This window comes from Arthrobacter sp. FW306-04-A, assembly GCF_044358315.1.
GTDB lineage: Bacteria > Actinomycetota > Actinomycetes > Actinomycetales > Micrococcaceae > Arthrobacter.
Genome location: NZ_CP084559.1, coordinates 1,133,998 through 1,149,296, shown reverse-complemented (window position 1 = coordinate 1,149,296; position 15,299 = coordinate 1,133,998). Strand labels below are relative to the sequence as shown.

The 15,299-nt window shown below is 63.6% G+C and carries 17 protein-coding genes; 4 read left to right on the top strand and 13 right to left on the bottom strand.

Annotation, left to right across the window (positions count from 1 at the left end):
- Entirely contained in the window at window positions 1-783 is a 783-nt protein-coding gene (locus tag LFT43_RS05310; RefSeq protein ID WP_395801497.1) for a succinate dehydrogenase iron-sulfur subunit, read from the top strand.
- Between the two features lie 111 nt (window positions 784-894).
- Window positions 895-1,659, top strand: a complete 765-nt coding sequence (locus LFT43_RS05305; RefSeq protein WP_395801496.1) for an alpha/beta hydrolase family protein — start codon at window positions 895-897, stop codon at window positions 1,657-1,659.
- Between the two features lie 4 nt (window positions 1,660-1,663).
- Here LFT43_RS05305 and LFT43_RS05300 read toward each other — a convergent pair whose 3' ends face one another.
- The 13 genes from LFT43_RS05300 to glyA form a co-directional block, all read right to left on the bottom strand.
- Complete coding sequence (locus LFT43_RS05300) at window positions 1,664-2,761, bottom strand: YihY/virulence factor BrkB family protein (protein WP_395801495.1); 1,098 nt, start codon at window positions 2,759-2,761, stop codon at window positions 1,664-1,666.
- Complete coding sequence (locus LFT43_RS05295) at window positions 2,694-3,254, bottom strand: 2'-5' RNA ligase family protein (protein ID WP_395802908.1); 561 nt, start codon at window positions 3,252-3,254, stop codon at window positions 2,694-2,696. The genes LFT43_RS05300 and LFT43_RS05295 overlap by 68 nt, the downstream gene beginning before the upstream one ends.
- Window positions 3,255-3,378: 124 nt before the next feature.
- Window positions 3,379-4,470 (bottom strand): tryptophan--tRNA ligase, encoded by a 1,092-nt coding sequence (trpS, locus tag LFT43_RS05290; RefSeq protein WP_395801494.1) that lies wholly within the window; start codon window positions 4,468-4,470, stop codon window positions 3,379-3,381.
- An 18-nt stretch (window positions 4,471-4,488) separates the two neighbouring features.
- The gene (locus tag LFT43_RS05285; protein ID WP_395801493.1) at window positions 4,489-5,322 is read right to left on the bottom strand and encodes an exodeoxyribonuclease III; all 834 of its coding nucleotides are present in this window, start codon (window positions 5,320-5,322) and stop codon (window positions 4,489-4,491) included.
- Between the two features lie 10 nt (window positions 5,323-5,332).
- Window positions 5,333-5,905 (bottom strand): hypothetical protein, encoded by a 573-nt coding sequence (locus LFT43_RS05280; RefSeq protein WP_395801492.1) that lies wholly within the window; start codon window positions 5,903-5,905, stop codon window positions 5,333-5,335.
- 66 nt (window positions 5,906-5,971) lie between these two features.
- The gene (locus LFT43_RS05275; protein WP_395801491.1) at window positions 5,972-6,817 is read right to left on the bottom strand and encodes an ABC transporter permease; all 846 of its coding nucleotides are present in this window, start codon (window positions 6,815-6,817) and stop codon (window positions 5,972-5,974) included.
- Window positions 6,814-7,668, bottom strand: coding sequence for an ABC transporter permease (locus tag LFT43_RS05270; RefSeq protein WP_395801490.1), 855 nt, complete (start codon window positions 7,666-7,668; stop codon window positions 6,814-6,816). The genes LFT43_RS05275 and LFT43_RS05270 overlap by 4 nt, the downstream gene beginning before the upstream one ends.
- 56 nt (window positions 7,669-7,724) lie before the next feature.
- Window positions 7,725-8,654, bottom strand: a complete 930-nt coding sequence (locus LFT43_RS05265; protein ID WP_395802906.1) for an ABC transporter ATP-binding protein — start codon at window positions 8,652-8,654, stop codon at window positions 7,725-7,727.
- A gap of 228 nt (window positions 8,655-8,882) precedes the next feature.
- Complete coding sequence (locus tag LFT43_RS05260) at window positions 8,883-9,182, bottom strand: SHOCT domain-containing protein (protein ID WP_395801489.1); 300 nt, start codon at window positions 9,180-9,182, stop codon at window positions 8,883-8,885.
- Between the two features lie 133 nt (window positions 9,183-9,315).
- A complete protein-coding gene (locus LFT43_RS05255; protein WP_395801488.1) occupies window positions 9,316-9,981 on the bottom strand; it encodes a response regulator in 666 nt (221 codons plus the stop codon).
- On the bottom strand, window positions 9,978-11,108 hold the full coding sequence (locus LFT43_RS05250; protein WP_395801487.1) for a sensor histidine kinase: 1,131 nt from the start codon (window positions 11,106-11,108) through the stop codon (window positions 9,978-9,980). The genes LFT43_RS05255 and LFT43_RS05250 overlap by 4 nt, the downstream gene beginning before the upstream one ends.
- Window positions 11,109-11,210: 102 nt before the next feature.
- Complete coding sequence (locus LFT43_RS05245) at window positions 11,211-12,122, bottom strand: bifunctional methylenetetrahydrofolate dehydrogenase/methenyltetrahydrofolate cyclohydrolase (RefSeq protein WP_395801486.1); 912 nt, start codon at window positions 12,120-12,122, stop codon at window positions 11,211-11,213.
- 8 nt (window positions 12,123-12,130) lie between these two features.
- Entirely contained in the window at window positions 12,131-13,426 is a 1,296-nt protein-coding gene (gene glyA, locus LFT43_RS05240) for a serine hydroxymethyltransferase (protein WP_395801485.1), read from the bottom strand.
- Between the two features lie 228 nt (window positions 13,427-13,654).
- On the opposite strand from glyA, the gene purU reads away from it, so the two are divergent.
- Both purU and LFT43_RS05230 read left to right on the top strand, forming a co-directional pair.
- Window positions 13,655-14,515 (top strand): formyltetrahydrofolate deformylase, encoded by an 861-nt coding sequence (gene purU, locus LFT43_RS05235; RefSeq protein WP_395801484.1) that lies wholly within the window; start codon window positions 13,655-13,657, stop codon window positions 14,513-14,515.
- Window positions 14,516-14,541: 26 nt separating this feature from the next.
- On the top strand, window positions 14,542-15,210 hold the full coding sequence (locus LFT43_RS05230) for a class I SAM-dependent methyltransferase (RefSeq protein WP_395801483.1): 669 nt from the start codon (window positions 14,542-14,544) through the stop codon (window positions 15,208-15,210).
- The last annotated feature ends 89 nt before the right edge of the window (window positions 15,211-15,299 follow it).

Sequence of the window (15,299 nt, the reverse complement as noted above, 5' to 3'; positions counted from 1 at the left end):
ATGTCTGCTGAACTTGCTGAGCCAGCATCCAAGATCGAGTTGCCCGCGCACATTGGTGGAGGTGGGGAGATTCCCACCTTCAACATCACGCTGCGAGTGCGACGCTACAACCCCGAGGTCTCGGAAGAGCCCGTGTGGGAAGACCACCAGCTGACGATGTACGGCACCGACCGCGTGCTGGACGCCCTGCATAAGGTCAAGTGGGAAATCGATGGCTCGCTGTCCTTCCGCCGTTCCTGTGCCCACGGCGTTTGCGGCTCCGACGCCATGCGCATCAACGGCCGTAACCGCCTCGCGTGCAAGACCCTGCTGAAGGACCTGGACACCTCCAAGCCCATCACCGTTGAACCGATCAAGGGCCTCCCGGTGGAGAAGGACCTGATCGTGGACATGGAGCCGTTCTTCCAGTCCTTCCGCGAGGTCATGCCGTTCCTGATCAACAAGGGCCACGAGCCCACCAAGGAACGCCTGCAGTCAGTTGAGGACCGTGAACGGTTCGACGACACCACCAAGTGCATCCTATGCGCTGCATGCACCTCGTCTTGCCCTGTGTTCTGGACGGACGGGCAGTATTTCGGTCCGGCCGCGATTGTGAACGCCCACCGCTTCATCTTCGATTCCCGTGACGACGCAGGCGACATGCGCCTGGAGATCCTCAACGACAAGGAAGGCGTGTGGCGCTGCCGCACCACCTTCAATTGCTCGGAGGCCTGCCCCCGTGGCATCCAGGTGACCCAGGCTATCGCCGAGGTCAAGCAGGCCATCCTGGCACGCAAGATCTAGTTCCGAAGTTAGAGTACGACGACGGTGTCCCCCTTTGCGGGGTACGCCGTCGTTGTTGTTTAAGAGTCGTTCAGGAAAAGCCGGGCAACTCGCAAAGCGAAAGGTGGACAGGTGTCCAAATCCATGAAGATCAGCTTCGAAGGCAGCACCGGAGATCTCCTGGCAGGAATCGTGGACGTGCCTGAAGGCCCGGTCCGGGGCTGGGGTGTGTTCTCCCATGGTTTGACCCTCGGCAAGGACAGCCCCTCCGCCTCGCGTATCTGCAAGGGCTTGGCGGACCTTGGCGTCGGCATGCTCCGCTTCGACAACCTTGGGCTGGGCGACTCCGCCGGCGAATGGTCCGCGGGATCGTTCAGCGTGAAGGTGGCAGACACCATCCGCGCCGCCGGCTTCATGCGTGCGGAAGATAAGGAGATCTCCCTGCTAGTGGGCCACTCCTTCGGCGGGGCGGCTGTGCTGGCGGCCGCCCTCAGCCTTCCCGGGGTACGTGCCATTGCGACTGTAGGCGCCCCCTTCGAGCCCAAGCACGTGGAGCACATGTTCGACGCCGAAGTGAGCACGATCCTCAGCGAAGGCAGCGCACAGGTCAACCTGGGCGGCAGAAGGATGGAGGTTCGCCGCCACTTTGTGGAAGACGTAGAGCAGGCCGACCTCAGTGACTGCATCCGTACCCTGCACCGACCCCTCATGGTCCTGCACTCCCCCACGGACAACACCGTGGGCATTGACAATGCCAGTGAGATTTTCCAAACGGCACGGCACCCGCGGAGCTTTGTTTCGCTCGAAGGCAGCGACCACCTGTTGACGGGTAAGGGACAGGCCGCCCGGGTTGCCCGGATCATCTCGGCCTGGGCTGGGCAGTACCTCGGCGACTAGCGCCTTACTTTCCTTTTGCGGGGAAGGAATGGATCGGACGGTGCCGCGATCCGAGGGCGGCCTTGCGCTGGGGCTCGTGGGCGTCCCCGTCCGCCTCCCTGATGGCCGACCACGCGGCTGACACCAGATAGACCTGGCTGACCAGGTTGAACCAGATGAGAAGCCCGATGATGATGGCGAAGGGCGCGAGGACAGGGTTCTGGCCTGCGCGCGCCAGCAACTCGGTGCTAAAGACTTGGAGCACGGTGGTGCCGACCGCCGCGATGATGGTTCCCTCCATGAAGGCCTGCCTTCCCAGTGGAAGGCTCCCAGCAAGCCGGAACAGGATGGCCGCCGTCGCCCAGTTCAGCAGCAACGGCACCACCAGCTTCACGACGCCAATCACGGGTCCTGCGATGCCTTCATCCATGCCGAGTAGGCCAATCACCCAGCTCGCGGCCGTCCCGAAGACCAGGGACACGCCTGCGCTCAGGACCAGCGCCGCACCAAGCAACAGGAGCGTCCCGGCGTCGAACAATTTAGCCAGGACCGGGTTGCGGGGCAGTGGCGGCAATTCCATAACCGCACGCAGCCCTTCGCGCACGCTCGCGATCCAGCCCAAAGAGGTAAACACGGTGACTACTGCGGCGATGACCGCAGTCCAGCCCAGGCCATTCGGATTGAGCAGGTCATGGGGATTGACCAGGCCCTGGCCGCCGTCCACCTTCAAGAGGCCCGGCGCACTCTTGGAGATGTTCGCAATGATGGCGTCCACCAAGAAAGGCTGGCCGCTCAGGACGAGGCCTGCAATGGAAAATCCGGTGGTCAGCAAACCGGTGATGGAGAAGAACATCGTGAACCCGATGCCGGCGCTCATGAGCGGCCCGTGGCGCAGCGAGTAGTGCTGCCACGCCCTCATGGGCCGGAAGGTGTTCAGCCGGGCAAGGAACAGCTGCACGAAGGCCATCAGCTTCGCCACCGTGCCGGCGTTGGAGCGCCGCGTATGGCCCCAATCGAGCCTGCGATGGATGAGTTGCAGCTTTAGTTTGGCGAGCTCAGTTGGTTGCGGCGGAATCTCCGCTGTTGGCTGTGCTTTCCCGTGCTTGATCTGTGTCGCCGCCAAAATCGAGCTCTTCCCGTAGCTGCCAGATGCCATTGTTGTCGTGCTCGTAAAGTCCCATGCTAACCACAGGGAAGGTGGCCGTGTAGTTTTTGAGCACCGTTTCGGCCTCATCCAGGCTTTCGGGAGCGACGTCGTGGGCTACCGTCACGTGGGGGTGGTAAGGGAAAGGAAGATCCCGTTCGAGTGGCCCGGTCTGCAGTTGTTCATGCAGTCCCACACACTCCGTGAAACCGTCTGCGACGTTCAGAAACACCACAGGGGACACGGGACGGAAGGAACCCGTGCCGGAAATCGTGATTTTGAACGGCGCCTGGCGCCGGGCGACCTCCCGAACGTGCTCCCGAGTAGCTTCCCAATCCCGCGCAGGCGTGGTGGTGACCAGCGTGATGTGGGCGGGGATGGCCTCGGCCATAGGATCACCGAAGGAGGCACGCCATTGCTGCAGCTCCTGCGCCACATCCGGGGGAAAGCCCAGGATGACGCCCACGCACATGCTGTCGCCGCACGCGCTGGCAGACTGGTTTGCATCCGGGTCCGGTCGGGCACCAGTGGACCGGCCGGCTCCCCCTGCAGGGGAGCCAGCCTGGACGCTGAGCTTGCCAGCTGCGCACATGGTTTTAGCGGATTCCTGGTGCTCCGCCGTAAGGCAGGAAGCCCACCTTGGCGTAAACGTCGGCAAGGGTGGCCGAGGCGATCTCGCGGGCTTTGTCCGCCCCATGGGCCAGGAGCCGATCGAGCTCGGCCGGGTCCGCCAGCAGCTCGTTGGCGCGGTCCCGGATAGGTCCGAGGTGCCCGGCGACGAGTTCGGCGAGATCGACCTTCAGGTGGCCGTACATCTTGCCTTCGTAATCCGCGACGATCTTTTCCACCGGCTGCCCGCTGATGGATGAGTAGATGCTCAGCAGATTGGACACACCGGGCTTGGCTTCACGATCGAAACGGATCTCCGTCTCGGTGTCCGTGACCGCCGACTTGATGCGCTTGGCCGTGATCTTCGGGTCATCCAGCAGGTTGATCAAACCAGCCGGCGACTCTGCGGACTTGGACATCTTGGCCGTGGGGTTCTGGAGATCGTAGATCTTGGCCGATTCCTTCTGGATGAAGGCCTGCGGCACCTGGAACGTCTCGCCGTACCGGCTGTTGAAACGCTGGGCGAGATCGCGGCTGAGCTCAATGTGCTGCCGCTGGTCCTCGCCCACGGGTACGCCGTGCGGCTGGTACAGCAGGATGTCGGCTGCCTGCAGGATCGGGTACGTGAAGAGCCCGACGCTGGCGTGATCCGAACCGTGTTGCAAGGACTTGTCCTTGAACTGGATCATGCGCGAGGCCTCACCGAAGCCAGTAATGCAGCCCAGAACCCAAGCGAGCTGGGCGTGTTCAGGAACCTGGGACTGGACGAACAGCGTGCACTTGTTGACGTCTACTCCACCGGCGATGTACTGAGCAGCAGTGACACGGGTACGGCGGGCAAGCTCGGCAGGATCCTGGGGCACCGTGATGGCGTGCAGGTCCGGGATGAAGAAAATGGCGTCATACTCGTCCTGCATGCGGACCCAGTTGACCAAGGCACCGAGGTAGTTGCCCAGGTGGAGGGAGTCAGCGGATGGCTGCATGCCGGACAGCACACGGTGCTTGGCTCCGGCAGCCAGTTTTGTGGAAGTTGCCATGGTTGCGGCCGCAGCGGGTTCAGTTGTGGTGGAACTGGTCATGGGGAAACTTTCGAAAGCTTAGAGCTGGTAGTCGACTACCAGCGGTGCGTGGTCGGAGAAACGGGTGTCCCACGACGGCGCCCGGTCCACGACGGCCGAAAGAGCGGCTGCCGCGAGTCCAGGAGTGGCCATGTGGTAGTCGATGCGCCAGCCAGTGTCAGTGTCAAAGGCCTTACCGCGCTGGGACCACCAGGTGTAGGGGCCATCGACATTTCCTGCCAGGCCCCTGTGGACATCCCTCCATCCGATCTCGTCGCCAAAGAAGCGGTCGAAGTACGCACGTTCTTCAGGAAGGAAGCCGGCACGCTTGGTGTTGCCCTTCCAATTCTTGATGTCGAGTTCAGTGTGGCCCACGTTGAGGTCGCCGACCACCAGGGCATGCTCACTGTGCTTCGCGAGCTCCGGGAGCCGCGTGATCATGACGTCCAGGAAGCGGTACTTGTCCACCTGCTTGGGGGTATCTACCTCGCCGGAGTGCACATAGGCGCTGACGACGGTCAGGGTAGTGTCCTTGCCGCCTCCGTCTCGAACGACGTAATCGGCCTCCACCCAGCGTCCTGTGGTGGCGAAGTAATCGTCGCCGATACCCACACGGGTGGACGTGGGTTCCTGACGGGAGGCAATCGCAACGCCGGCGCGGCCCTTGGCCTCGGCTTCGGCGTGGAGGATGTGCCAGCCTTCGCCGATGAGCTGGTGAACCACCTCATCAGGCGCGCGGACCTCCTGCAGGCACAGGATGTCGACGTCGCGCGGTTCCAGCCACTCCGCCATGCCCTTCTTGTAGGCGGCGCGAATGCCGTTGACGTTGACCGTTGCGATGCGAAGGAAGTCCTTCTTCAATGCCGAGCTCACCCCGCCTACTCTAGTCGATGATGGTGCCCGAGACGGGCTCGTCGGTTCCGCCTGAAGACTTGATCATGTCCCTCGCGTTGCTTGACGTGATTGCGATGGTCTCCAAGGCGCGGTTGATGGTGTCTTGATCGGCGGATTCGCCCTTGGCGCGCTCCGCCTCCACCACGCGAACCTGCACCTGCACAATCTTGAACGAGTGGTCCAGTTTGAGGTCGCGGATTTCATCCGATTCGCTGCGTTCCGAGACCACGCGTGTGCCGCCGTGGTCGGCGCTCGACGACGACGGCGCCCGGCCGGTCGCCGCGTTGAACGCGTTCTGTGCTTCGGTGAGTTTTTCTCCAGCCCGCTTGGCAGCTCTCTGGATGCTGAAGACCACGAAAGCGGCGAGGGCGAGCCAGCCGAAGGAAACCACGGCGACGATCCAACCGACCACGTCGTTCTGGTTTGCCGCGAAGATCACGGCCACCAGGAAAGCGATGAGCACCACCGTCATGCCCAGTCCACCGATGCGGAAGCCCTTGAAAGGGCCCTTGGCGGAAGCGGACGGGGGAACAGATGACGGGGAGTCGCCGAGAGATTGCATGCACCCATTGTCGCAAACTCCGCAGGACGAGCCAGCCGCTTCCACCCCCGGCGAACAGCCTGGTTGCTATTTGAGGAAGAGCTTGCGCAGCCGTCCCGTGGTGAGCGTGATGCCGAGTGCGATCATCACAAGGTAGTAGCCGATATGGACTGCCGTGGCCGGGCTGAAGGAGCCAATGCTGATCTGCCGCAGGAGCTCCACGCCATGCCACAGGGGCATCGCCTGGATGAGCCACTGAATGTACTGCGGATAGACGGTTATCGGGTAGAACGTCGCGCTGAACAGGAACATGGGCAGCATGAAGAAGTTGATCCAGTCCATCTGCTGGAAGGTCTTCATGAAGCTCGTGATGCCCATGCCGAAGCTTGCGAAGCCGAAAGCAATCAGCACGGACGCCGGTATGACCAGGATGGCCCACGGCGTCGTGATGAGGCCCATGACGGCCATGACCGCGGTGAAGCCCGTCGCATACAGGAGTCCACGCAGCAGGGCCAGGAAAATCTCCCCGATGGCTACATCCAAAGGCCCTAGGGAGGTGTAGAGCATGCCTTGGTACAGGTTGGCGAAGTTCATCTTGAAGAAGACGTTCCACGTGGAGTCGTAGACCGCGCCGTTCATGGCGGACACGGCTAGGAGCGCCGGCGCAATGTAGGCCGCGTAACTGATTTCCTGGCCACCAGGCCCGGCCACGGTTCCGACGATCGGGCCCAGCCCCACACCCATGGAAATGAGGTACAGCACCGGCTCGAAGAATCCGGACACCAGGATCAACCAGGTACTGCTTTTCGCCGCCATGCGGCCCCGGGCAACAACAGCAAGCGCATTGCGTGAATACAGCGGGCCGAACGTTCGCTCGCGGGCAGCGTCTGTGGCGCTGTGCGGTCCCGTCTGGCCTTCGGCCAGGGTGCTCATGCCCCCATCCTCCTGACGAACTGCCGCCGTGTCAGCGTCCACCCGGCGGCAGCTGCCCCAACAAGGAACAGGACGTGGGTCAGTGTCAGCACAGGGCTCTCTTCAAGTCCGTAGGTGAAGACGCGGCCCAGCTCCGTGCCGTGCCACACCGGGGAGATCCAGCCGATCCAGCGCACACCCAGGGGCAGCGAGTCCAGCGGGAAGAAGGTCCCCGAAAACAGGAACAACGGCACCACGATGAACCGCTGCACCAGGGCGAACTGGCCGGAGTCTTTGGTGATGCTCGAGGCGTAGGCCATGAGCGGCAGCCCGAAGGACAGTCCGGCCACCGTGGCAACCACCGCCGACACCCACCCCCAAGGACTCGGCGAGGCGCCGAACATGGCCACGATGACGAAGTAGACCACGGATTGCACGAGGAACTTCAGCGTGCTGGCCATGATGTGACCCGCGGCAATCTGCTGCGGAACGAGCGGAGAAGCGTGCGGCCCGTAGAACACCCGGCGCCACTTGAAGCCGTCCATGATCGGGTAGGAGAAGTCCCCTGACGCCGTCATGACCGCGGATGAGACCAGCAGCGCCGGCGCAATGAACGCTAGGTAGCTCACGCCGCCGAACGCCGCCGTACTGTTCGCATCCACCAGGCTCGCCAGCCCGATGCCCATGGCAAACAGGTATGCCACGGGCTGCCCCACGCTGTAGAGGAACACGGACCAGCCGTAACCACGCATCACACGAAGGACCTGCTCGGCGTAGAAGAACGATCCCCAGCGCCGCGCCCGGCTGGCGGAGACGGCCGGCGGGTGTGCGCGCAAAGGAGGGGCCGCCGTCGGGAGCTGGCCGTCAGTCATGCGTCCTCCTCAACAAACTGTCCCCCCATCAACTGTTCCCCGGGTTAATTACGCACCTAGTCAACGAGGCTCCGTCCGGTCAGCCGGAGGAAGACGTCCTCCAGCGAAGAACGCCGCACCAGCGAGGTCAGCGGACGGAGCCGACGCGCCGAGACTTGCTCCAAGGCCGATTCGCCGTCGTCCGCGTAGATGAGCACACGATCCGGCAGCGTCTCCACCCGTTCTCCGACCCCCTCGAGTTCGACGCCGATCGTGGCGTTTCGTTCCGAGCCGAAGCGGAGCTCAACGACCTCGCGAGTGGAATATTCGCGGATCAGGCTGGCAGGCGTGCCTTCGGCCATGATCCGGCCTTTGTCCACCACGATCAGCCGGTCGCAGAGCTGTTCGGCCTCATCCATGTAGTGCGTGGTGAGGATCAGTGTGACGCCCTGTTCCTTCAGCCTGAAAAGCCGGTCCCAGAGGATGTGGCGGGCTTGCGGATCCAGGCCCGTGGTGGGCTCATCCAGGAGCAGGATCTTGGGTTCATTGATCAGCGAGCGGGCAATCGTCAGCCGCCGTTTCATGCCGCCCGAGAGGGCATCGACCCTGGACTTGGCTTTGTCTGTCAATTGCGCAAACTCAAGCAGTTCGTCGGCCTTGGGACGTAAGTAGCTCAAAGGCAGGCCGAAGTAGCGCCCATAGACAATCAGGTTTTCGCGGACCTTCAGTTCCTCGTCCAGGTTGTCCTGCTGGGGCACCACGCCCAGGTGCGCACGGACTTCCGGCCCGTGGGTTTCCGGGTCCAGGCCCATGATGCTGAGCTTCCCGGACGTGCGCTGGGAGACTCCGCCAATCATTTTCATGGTGGTCGATTTACCGGCGCCGTTCGGGCCAAGCAGGCCGAAGGACTCCCCTGCCGAGACTTCGAAGGAGATACCGTCCACGGCGGTGAGCTCGCCGTAGCTCTTGGTGAGATTCTCGGCTGTGATGACTGCGGGTGGGTTCATCTGGAAGCTGGCTGACGTGGAGAAAGAGCGGGTGGCTTCATTGTGCACCCCAGCAGACTAGTAGAGCCAAGGAATACGTGAAAGAGGTATTCCGCAATTTTCTGGAGTAACGTGCAGGACCCTGCGCGACATTCTGCTGGATCACTCCAACATCGGGCCCTGGAACCGCATGATTCCAAGGCCCGATGGCTTATCAAGACGAGTGATCCAGCAGAATCCGCCGGTCCCTCACTTCGTGGGATGTGCCCGCAGCACTTCGAGGCGTTGGCGGTACTCGGTCTCATCGATTTCGCCACGTGCGTAGCGCTCCCTCAGTACGCTCTCGGCGCCCTGGGTTGTGGCCCAGTAGTGGTTTCGGCGCCACATGCGGCGGCCAAAGAAAATGAAGAATCCGATAACCAGGAACCAAAACAACGGAATCAGGAGGAAAAACGGCCAGAAGACGAATCCGTCCCCCGGTCCATGGACGACGTCGGCGGGAAGCTGCGCGGCCGCGGCGCTGATGGTGGTGCTCAGTGAAGTCAACATGTCCAGTCCAAACTCTCAACAGGCCGTATCTCGGCTCTGGTTCCAGTCTGGTTTTCGGCCCATCCAAACGCGTCGGCCACCGGGAGTCACTTGCGTCCGGCCGCCTACTCCCCCGGGAGACTGCGCGGAACGGCTAGCTGCTCCAGCCGGGCCGGACCAAACCGGATTCGTACGCCAGGACCACCAATTGTGCCCGGTCCCGCACCAGCAATTTCGTCATGATTCGGGAAACGTGCGTCTTGGCCGTCAGAGGGGTGATGAACAGCCGCCCGGCGATCTCGGCGTTGTTCAAGCCTTCGCCCACCAGCGCCAGGACTTCCCGTTCGCGCTCGGTGATCTGGTCCAAGGGAATTGTCTTGGACGCCGCCTTGCTGTGCAGGGCGAGCTGGGCCATGATGCGGCGGGTCACCGACGGCGAAAGGAGGGCGTCGCCGTCGTGGACCACCCGCACGGCGCGGATCAGTTCCTCTGGTTCGGTGTCCTTGACGAGGAAGCCGGCCGCACCGGCGCGCACGGCCTCGGCGATGTATTCATCCAGTTCGAACGTAGTGAGGATAATGATGCGGGTGTGCGCGAGGCGAGGGTCAGCCAGGATCTGCCGGGTGGCGGCCAGCCCGTCGCCATCGGGCATGCGGATGTCCATGAGGACGACGTCGGGTGATTCCCGCCGGGCCAGCCTGACCGTGTCCTTGCCGGTACCCGCTTCCGCCACCACTTCCATGTCCGGTTCAGCATCCAGGAGCGCCCGGAATCCCGCCCGGATAAGGGTCTGGTCGTCGGCAAGCAGCAAGCGGATCATGGCCGGTGTTCTCCTTTGGTGTGGTTCAGCGGGAGGTTCGCCTCCACGCGCAACCCTGGTTCAAGCGGCGCCAGGACAAGCGTGCCGCCGAGAGCCTTGACGCGCTCGTGCATGCCCCTCAACCCGTTGCCGGCAGCCGCTCCCCGCATGCCTGCACCGTCGTCGTCGATCCTCACCTTGAGCGCGTTCCCCGCCAATTCCAGAAGTACGACGGCGGACGCCGCACCGGAGTGCCTGCGGACGTTGCTCAGGGCTTCCTGGACAATCCGGTAGGCCGTTTCCTGCTGTGATGTGCCTACCCGCTCCGGGTCAACGGCGTTGTCGAATCGCAGCTGCAGGCCGCCGCGCCGTGCGTCCTCCACGAGTTCCGGGATCCGCGCCAAACTTGGCGGTGCGGCAGGACTCAACGGAGCGTCGTCGCGCAGTACGCCAAGGAGCTGACGGACCTCGGCCAAGGACTCCTTGCTCGCCGCCTTGATGGCCTCCAGCGCCGGGCGGAGCTTCTCGGGGTCGTTGGTGCCCAGGTGGAGCGCCACGGAGGCCTGGACGTTGATCATCGACAGGGAGTGGGCCACCACATCGTGGATATCGCGGGCGAGCGTGAGCCGGTATTCGTCCCGTTCGGCTTGTTTCGCGGCCTCGCGCCGGCGTCGGTATTCTGCCATCCGCTCGCCCCGCCGTCGGAAGCCTTCACCGATCAGGACAAGGATCGCCACCCACGCGATGCCGGCGGATGCCCGGACAAGCCCGGTCTCACCTCCCGTCAGGACGGAGAACAGGACGATGGCGACGGCGCAGATCCCTGCCCCAAGCCAGGCCTGCCAGCGCAGCCCCGCGGCCGCGGTCAGGATGATGGACAGAGCCAGGGACAGCACGATCGGGCCCCAGGCGTAACCGAGAAGCACATAGCTGAAAGTGGCCGCCAAGGTGACCGGAAGCATAACCACGGGCCTGCTGGACCGGAAAGCCAGGGCCGCGGGTCCCGCCAGTAACAGGATGAAGGCCAGTGGGTCCAAGGGGCGCAGCGCAGCCTGGTGGCCCGCCGAAAAGACGGTCCCAAGGACTTGGATCAAGGCCACCGCGATCACAATGAAACTCGTAGGGGGACCTTGGAAACGCCGCTGCATGCTCCGAGCCTAGCCGCGGCGGGCTCCGGCGTCGTCGGGTTAACGATGTAGGACGCCTACTCCCGAGGGAGTAGGCGTCCTACACGCCGGTGGGGAGCAAAATCAGGCGACGCCGGAGACGCTTCCAGCTGCCAATTGGCGTTCCGCGGCTTCGACCACGTTGGTCATGAGCAGCGCCACGGTCATGGGACCGACGCCGCCGGGGTTCGGCGAAATCCAGCCTGCTACATCGGCAACGGCGGGATCGATATCGCCGTGGACCTTGCTCTTGCCCGTTTTCGGGTCGGTTTCACGGGTAACACCGACGTCGAGCACGGCCGCGCCCGGCTTCACGTCCGCAGCCTTGACGATGTGCTTGGCACCCGCCGCGCCAACAATCACGTCCGCCTGCCGCAGCAGCTCCGAGAGGTTCTTGGTGCCGGTGTGCGTCAGCGTCACGGTGGCGTTCACAGCCCGCCGGGTGAGCAGCAGGCCGATCGAGCGGCCGATCGTGACGCCGCGGCCGACCACCACAACGTGCTTGCCGGCGAGGCTGTAGCCGTTGCGCTCCAGGAGCTCGATGACGCCGCGGGGTGTGCACGGCAGCGGCGAGGTGATCTCTCCGTTGACGTTGAGCACCAGCCTGCCCAGGTTCGTCGGGTGCAGGCCGTCGGCATCCTTGGCGGGGTCGATCCGCTCGAGGATGGCGTCGGTGTCCAGGTGCTTGGGCAGCGGCAGCTGCACGATGTAACCGTGGCAGGCGGGGTCCGCGTTGAGTTCGTCGATGAGGGCCTCAACCTGGGCCTGGGTGGCATCCGCCGGAAGCTCACGCTGGATCGAGTTCATCCCGATCTCCACAGACTGCTTGTGCTTCATGGACACGTAAAGCTGCGAAGCAGGGTCCGCGCCTACGAGCACAGTGGCAATGCCCGGAGTTACGCCGCGGGCCTTCAGGGCAGCGACACGCTCAGTCAGCTCTGATTTGATGGCGGCAGCGGCGGCTTTGCCGTCAAGGATCTTCGCGGTCTGGGCCATGGACGGGTTCACCACTGCTCGTGCTGCGGGTACAGCGGGAAGTCGGCGGCGAGCTTGTCGACACGGGCCTGCAGGGCTTCGACATCGGTGGCGGAACCGGCCTTCAACGCCGAAGCGATGATCTCGGCAACCTCGGTGAACTCGGTGGCACCGAATCCGCGGGTGGCCAAGGCCGGGGTACCGATACGCAGGCCGGAGGTGACCATCGGCGGGCGGGGGTCGAACGGAACGGCGTTGCGGTTGACGGTGATGCCGACCGAGTGCAGGAGGTCTTCGGCCTGCTGGCCGTCCAGCTGCGAGTTGCGCAGGTCCACGAGGACCAAGTGGACATCGGTGCCGCCGGTCAGGACGGAAATGCCAGCTCCGGCAACATCAGCCTGGTTCAGGCGGTCAGCGATGATTTTCGCGCCTTCGATGACTCGTTCCTGGCGCTCCTTGAATTCCTCGCCCGCGGCGATCTTGAAGGCAACAGCCTTGGCGGCGATCACGTGCATGAGCGGACCACCTTGCTGGCCCGGGAAGACGTTGGAGTTGAGCTTCTTCGCCCATTCCTCCTTGGCGAGGATCACACCGGAACGCGGACCGGACAGCGTCTTGTGCACCGTGGAGGTGACGACGTCGGAGTGCGGCACCGGGCTCGGGTGCAGGCCTGCTGCCACGAGGCCGGCGAAGTGGGCCATGTCCGTCCAGAGAAGCGCGCCAACCTCATCGGCGATGGAGCGGAAAGCCTCAAAGTCGAGGTGGCGCGGGTAAGCGGACCAGCCAGCGATGATGACCTGCGGCTTCTCGGCAATGGCCTGCTCGCGGAGCTTGTCCATGTCCACGCGGAAGGTGCCTTCTTCAACCTGGTAGGCGGCAACTTTGTACAGCTTGCCGGAGAAGTTCAGTTTCATGCCGTGGGTCAGGTGGCCACCGTGGGCGAGGGACAGGCCCAGGATCTTGTCGCCCGGGTTGATCAGGGCGGAGAGGGCGGCGGCGTTGGCCTGTGCACCCGAGTGCGGCTGCACGTTGGCGTACTCTGCGCCGAAGAGAGCCTTCACGCGGTCAATGGCCAACTGCTCGGCGATGTCCACGTATTCGCAGCCACCGTAGTAGCGCTTGCCCGGGTAGCCTTCGGCGTATTTGTTGGTCAGGACAGAACCCTGGGCCTCCATGACGGCGCGAGGAGCAAAGTTCTCGGAAGCGATCATTTCCAGGGTGCCGCGCTGGCGGCCGAGTTCCTGTTCCAGAACCGCTGCGATCTCGGGGTCGAGTTCGGAAAGCGGCTGGTTGCTGATGGTCGCGGAGGTGATGGTGGTGGTCACGAAGATCTCCTGGATAGGCAACGGGTATTTCTACAGGTCAGGCTACCGGCTGGGTTTTTTCCATGCCCTTTGATTACGGGGCATGGCACAGCGACAGTAAAACGTGACCCTCGGCCCAGGCGTACGATCCGTGGTCTTCATCAATGCCGCTCCCTGGTGGTACACCACCCAACGCCAGTCGCGACGACTTAAACAGTACAACAGGTGCGCAACGGTAGGCTTGACTGTGTGACTGACTCCACCCTGCCCACGTCTTTTGTTGTAACCCTGTCCTGCCCGGACCGGCCCGGAATTGTTCACGCCGTTGCGGGCGCCTTGTTGGAGGCCGGCTGCAACATCGCCGATTCCCAGCAATACGGCAGCCCCAGCACGGGAAACTTCTTCATGCGGGTGGAAGCCACCACGTCGTCGACCCAGGCTGAACTGAGTTCGGCGCTGGCCCCGGTGGCAGAAGAATTCGGGATGAAGTGGCAGATCAGCCCTGTGGGCCAGAAAGTCCGGACCTTGATCCTGGGTTCAAGGGACGCACACTGCCTTAACGATCTCCTCTTCCAACAGCGTTCCGGAACCCTCCCCATCGAGGTGCCGGCCATCGTGTCCAACCACAAGGACCTCGAAGGCCTGGCGGAGTTCTATGGCATCCCCTTCCACCACATCCCCGTCACCCCGGACACCAAGCCCCAAGCCGAGGCGAAACTCCTTGAGCTCATCCATAAGCACGGAATCGAGCTGACTGTCCTGGCGCGCTACATGCAGGTCCTCTCCAACGAGCTCTGCACAGAGCTCAACGGCAAGGCCATCAACATCCACCACTCCTTCCTGCCGTCCTTCAAGGGTGCCAAGCCTTACCACCAGGCGCATGCACGGGGCGTGAAGATCATCGGCGCCACCGCCCACTACGTCACGGCGGACCTCGATGAGGGTCCCATCATCGAGCAGGAAGTCATCCGCGTGGATCATGCCCGCACCGCGGAGCAATTCGTGCAGATGGGTCGCGACGTCGAGGGCCGCACCCTAGCGCAGGCCGTGCAGTGGCATGCCGAGCACCGCGTCCTCCTGGACGGCACCCGCACGGTGGTCTTCAACTGAACGGCACTCCGGCCTAGGCTGTTCGCATGCAGGGCATCCCGGGAGCCGACCACGAGGCTGATCTCGCCACTTTCTACGATCGGCATGCCTACCTCCGGAACACCCGGGCCCTCACGCCGCGTCGGGTGGAATGCCGCGATTGGTTCATCCGTCTGCTCAAGGATGAACACAGGCATTCGCTGTTCGAACTGGGCTGCGGGACCGGCGTCGAAGGATTGGAATTCGTCCGAGCGGGACTGCACTACACCGGAGTCGACCTTTCCGAGGAGAGCATCCACGTCGCCCGCGCCAAGGGCCTGGACGCCAGTGTGGCCAGCGGCCGTAACCTGCCGTTCGCCGACGCTGTGTTCCCTGCCGTTTGGACCATGAGTACCCTCCTGCATGTCCCCAACACTCGAATCCACGACGTCGTCGGTGAGCTCGTGCGGGTCGCCACACCAGGCGCGCCAATCGCCGTCGGACTCTGGTCAGGAGGCGATGAGGAAGTCCTCAACCCGGAGGACGAAGACGAACCGCGGCGGTTCTTCAGCCGGCGGAGCGACGACGCCGTGAAGCGCATCTTCGGGGCGCACGGCGCGCTGGAACACTTTGAGACCTGGCCCGAGGGCGCGGGGGCCGAGTCCGGACCGGGTGCGGGGAATTGGACCCAGCACTACCAGTTCCTGGTCCTTCGGACGCCTTCCGGCCGAATCTAATCCCCACCGCCACCCTCGCCTCGCAAGCTCGGCCAGGGAACCCTGGCGGCGTGGCCCCCGGCAGCAGGTGTCGCAAGGCGGGCTCATAG

Coding starts and splice junctions, on each gene's coding strand:
- LFT43_RS05310 (WP_395801497.1), top strand. CDS start 1: ATGTCTGCTGAACTTGCTGAGCCAGCATCCAAGATCGAGTTGCCCGCG.
- LFT43_RS05295 (WP_395802908.1), bottom strand. CDS start 3,254: ATGTGCGTGGGCGTCATCCTGGGCTTTCCCCCGGATGTGGCGCAGGAG.
- trpS (WP_395801494.1), bottom strand. CDS start 4,470: ATGACCAGTTCCACCACAACTGAACCCGCTGCGGCCGCAACCATGGCA.
- LFT43_RS05280 (WP_395801492.1), bottom strand. CDS start 5,905: ATGCAATCTCTCGGCGACTCCCCGTCATCTGTTCCCCCGTCCGCTTCC.
- LFT43_RS05275 (WP_395801491.1), bottom strand. CDS start 6,817: ATGAGCACCCTGGCCGAAGGCCAGACGGGACCGCACAGCGCCACAGAC.
- LFT43_RS05270 (WP_395801490.1), bottom strand. CDS start 7,668: ATGACTGACGGCCAGCTCCCGACGGCGGCCCCTCCTTTGCGCGCACAC.
- LFT43_RS05265 (WP_395802906.1), bottom strand. CDS start 8,654: ATGAACCCACCCGCAGTCATCACAGCCGAGAATCTCACCAAGAGCTAC.
- LFT43_RS05260 (WP_395801489.1), bottom strand. CDS start 9,182: ATGTTGACTTCACTGAGCACCACCATCAGCGCCGCGGCCGCGCAGCTT.
- LFT43_RS05255 (WP_395801488.1), bottom strand. CDS start 9,981: ATGATCCGCTTGCTGCTTGCCGACGACCAGACCCTTATCCGGGCGGGA.
- LFT43_RS05250 (WP_395801487.1), bottom strand. CDS start 11,108: ATGCAGCGGCGTTTCCAAGGTCCCCCTACGAGTTTCATTGTGATCGCG.
- LFT43_RS05245 (WP_395801486.1), bottom strand. CDS start 12,122: ATGGCCCAGACCGCGAAGATCCTTGACGGCAAAGCCGCCGCTGCCGCC.
- LFT43_RS05230 (WP_395801483.1), top strand. CDS start 14,542: ATGCAGGGCATCCCGGGAGCCGACCACGAGGCTGATCTCGCCACTTTC.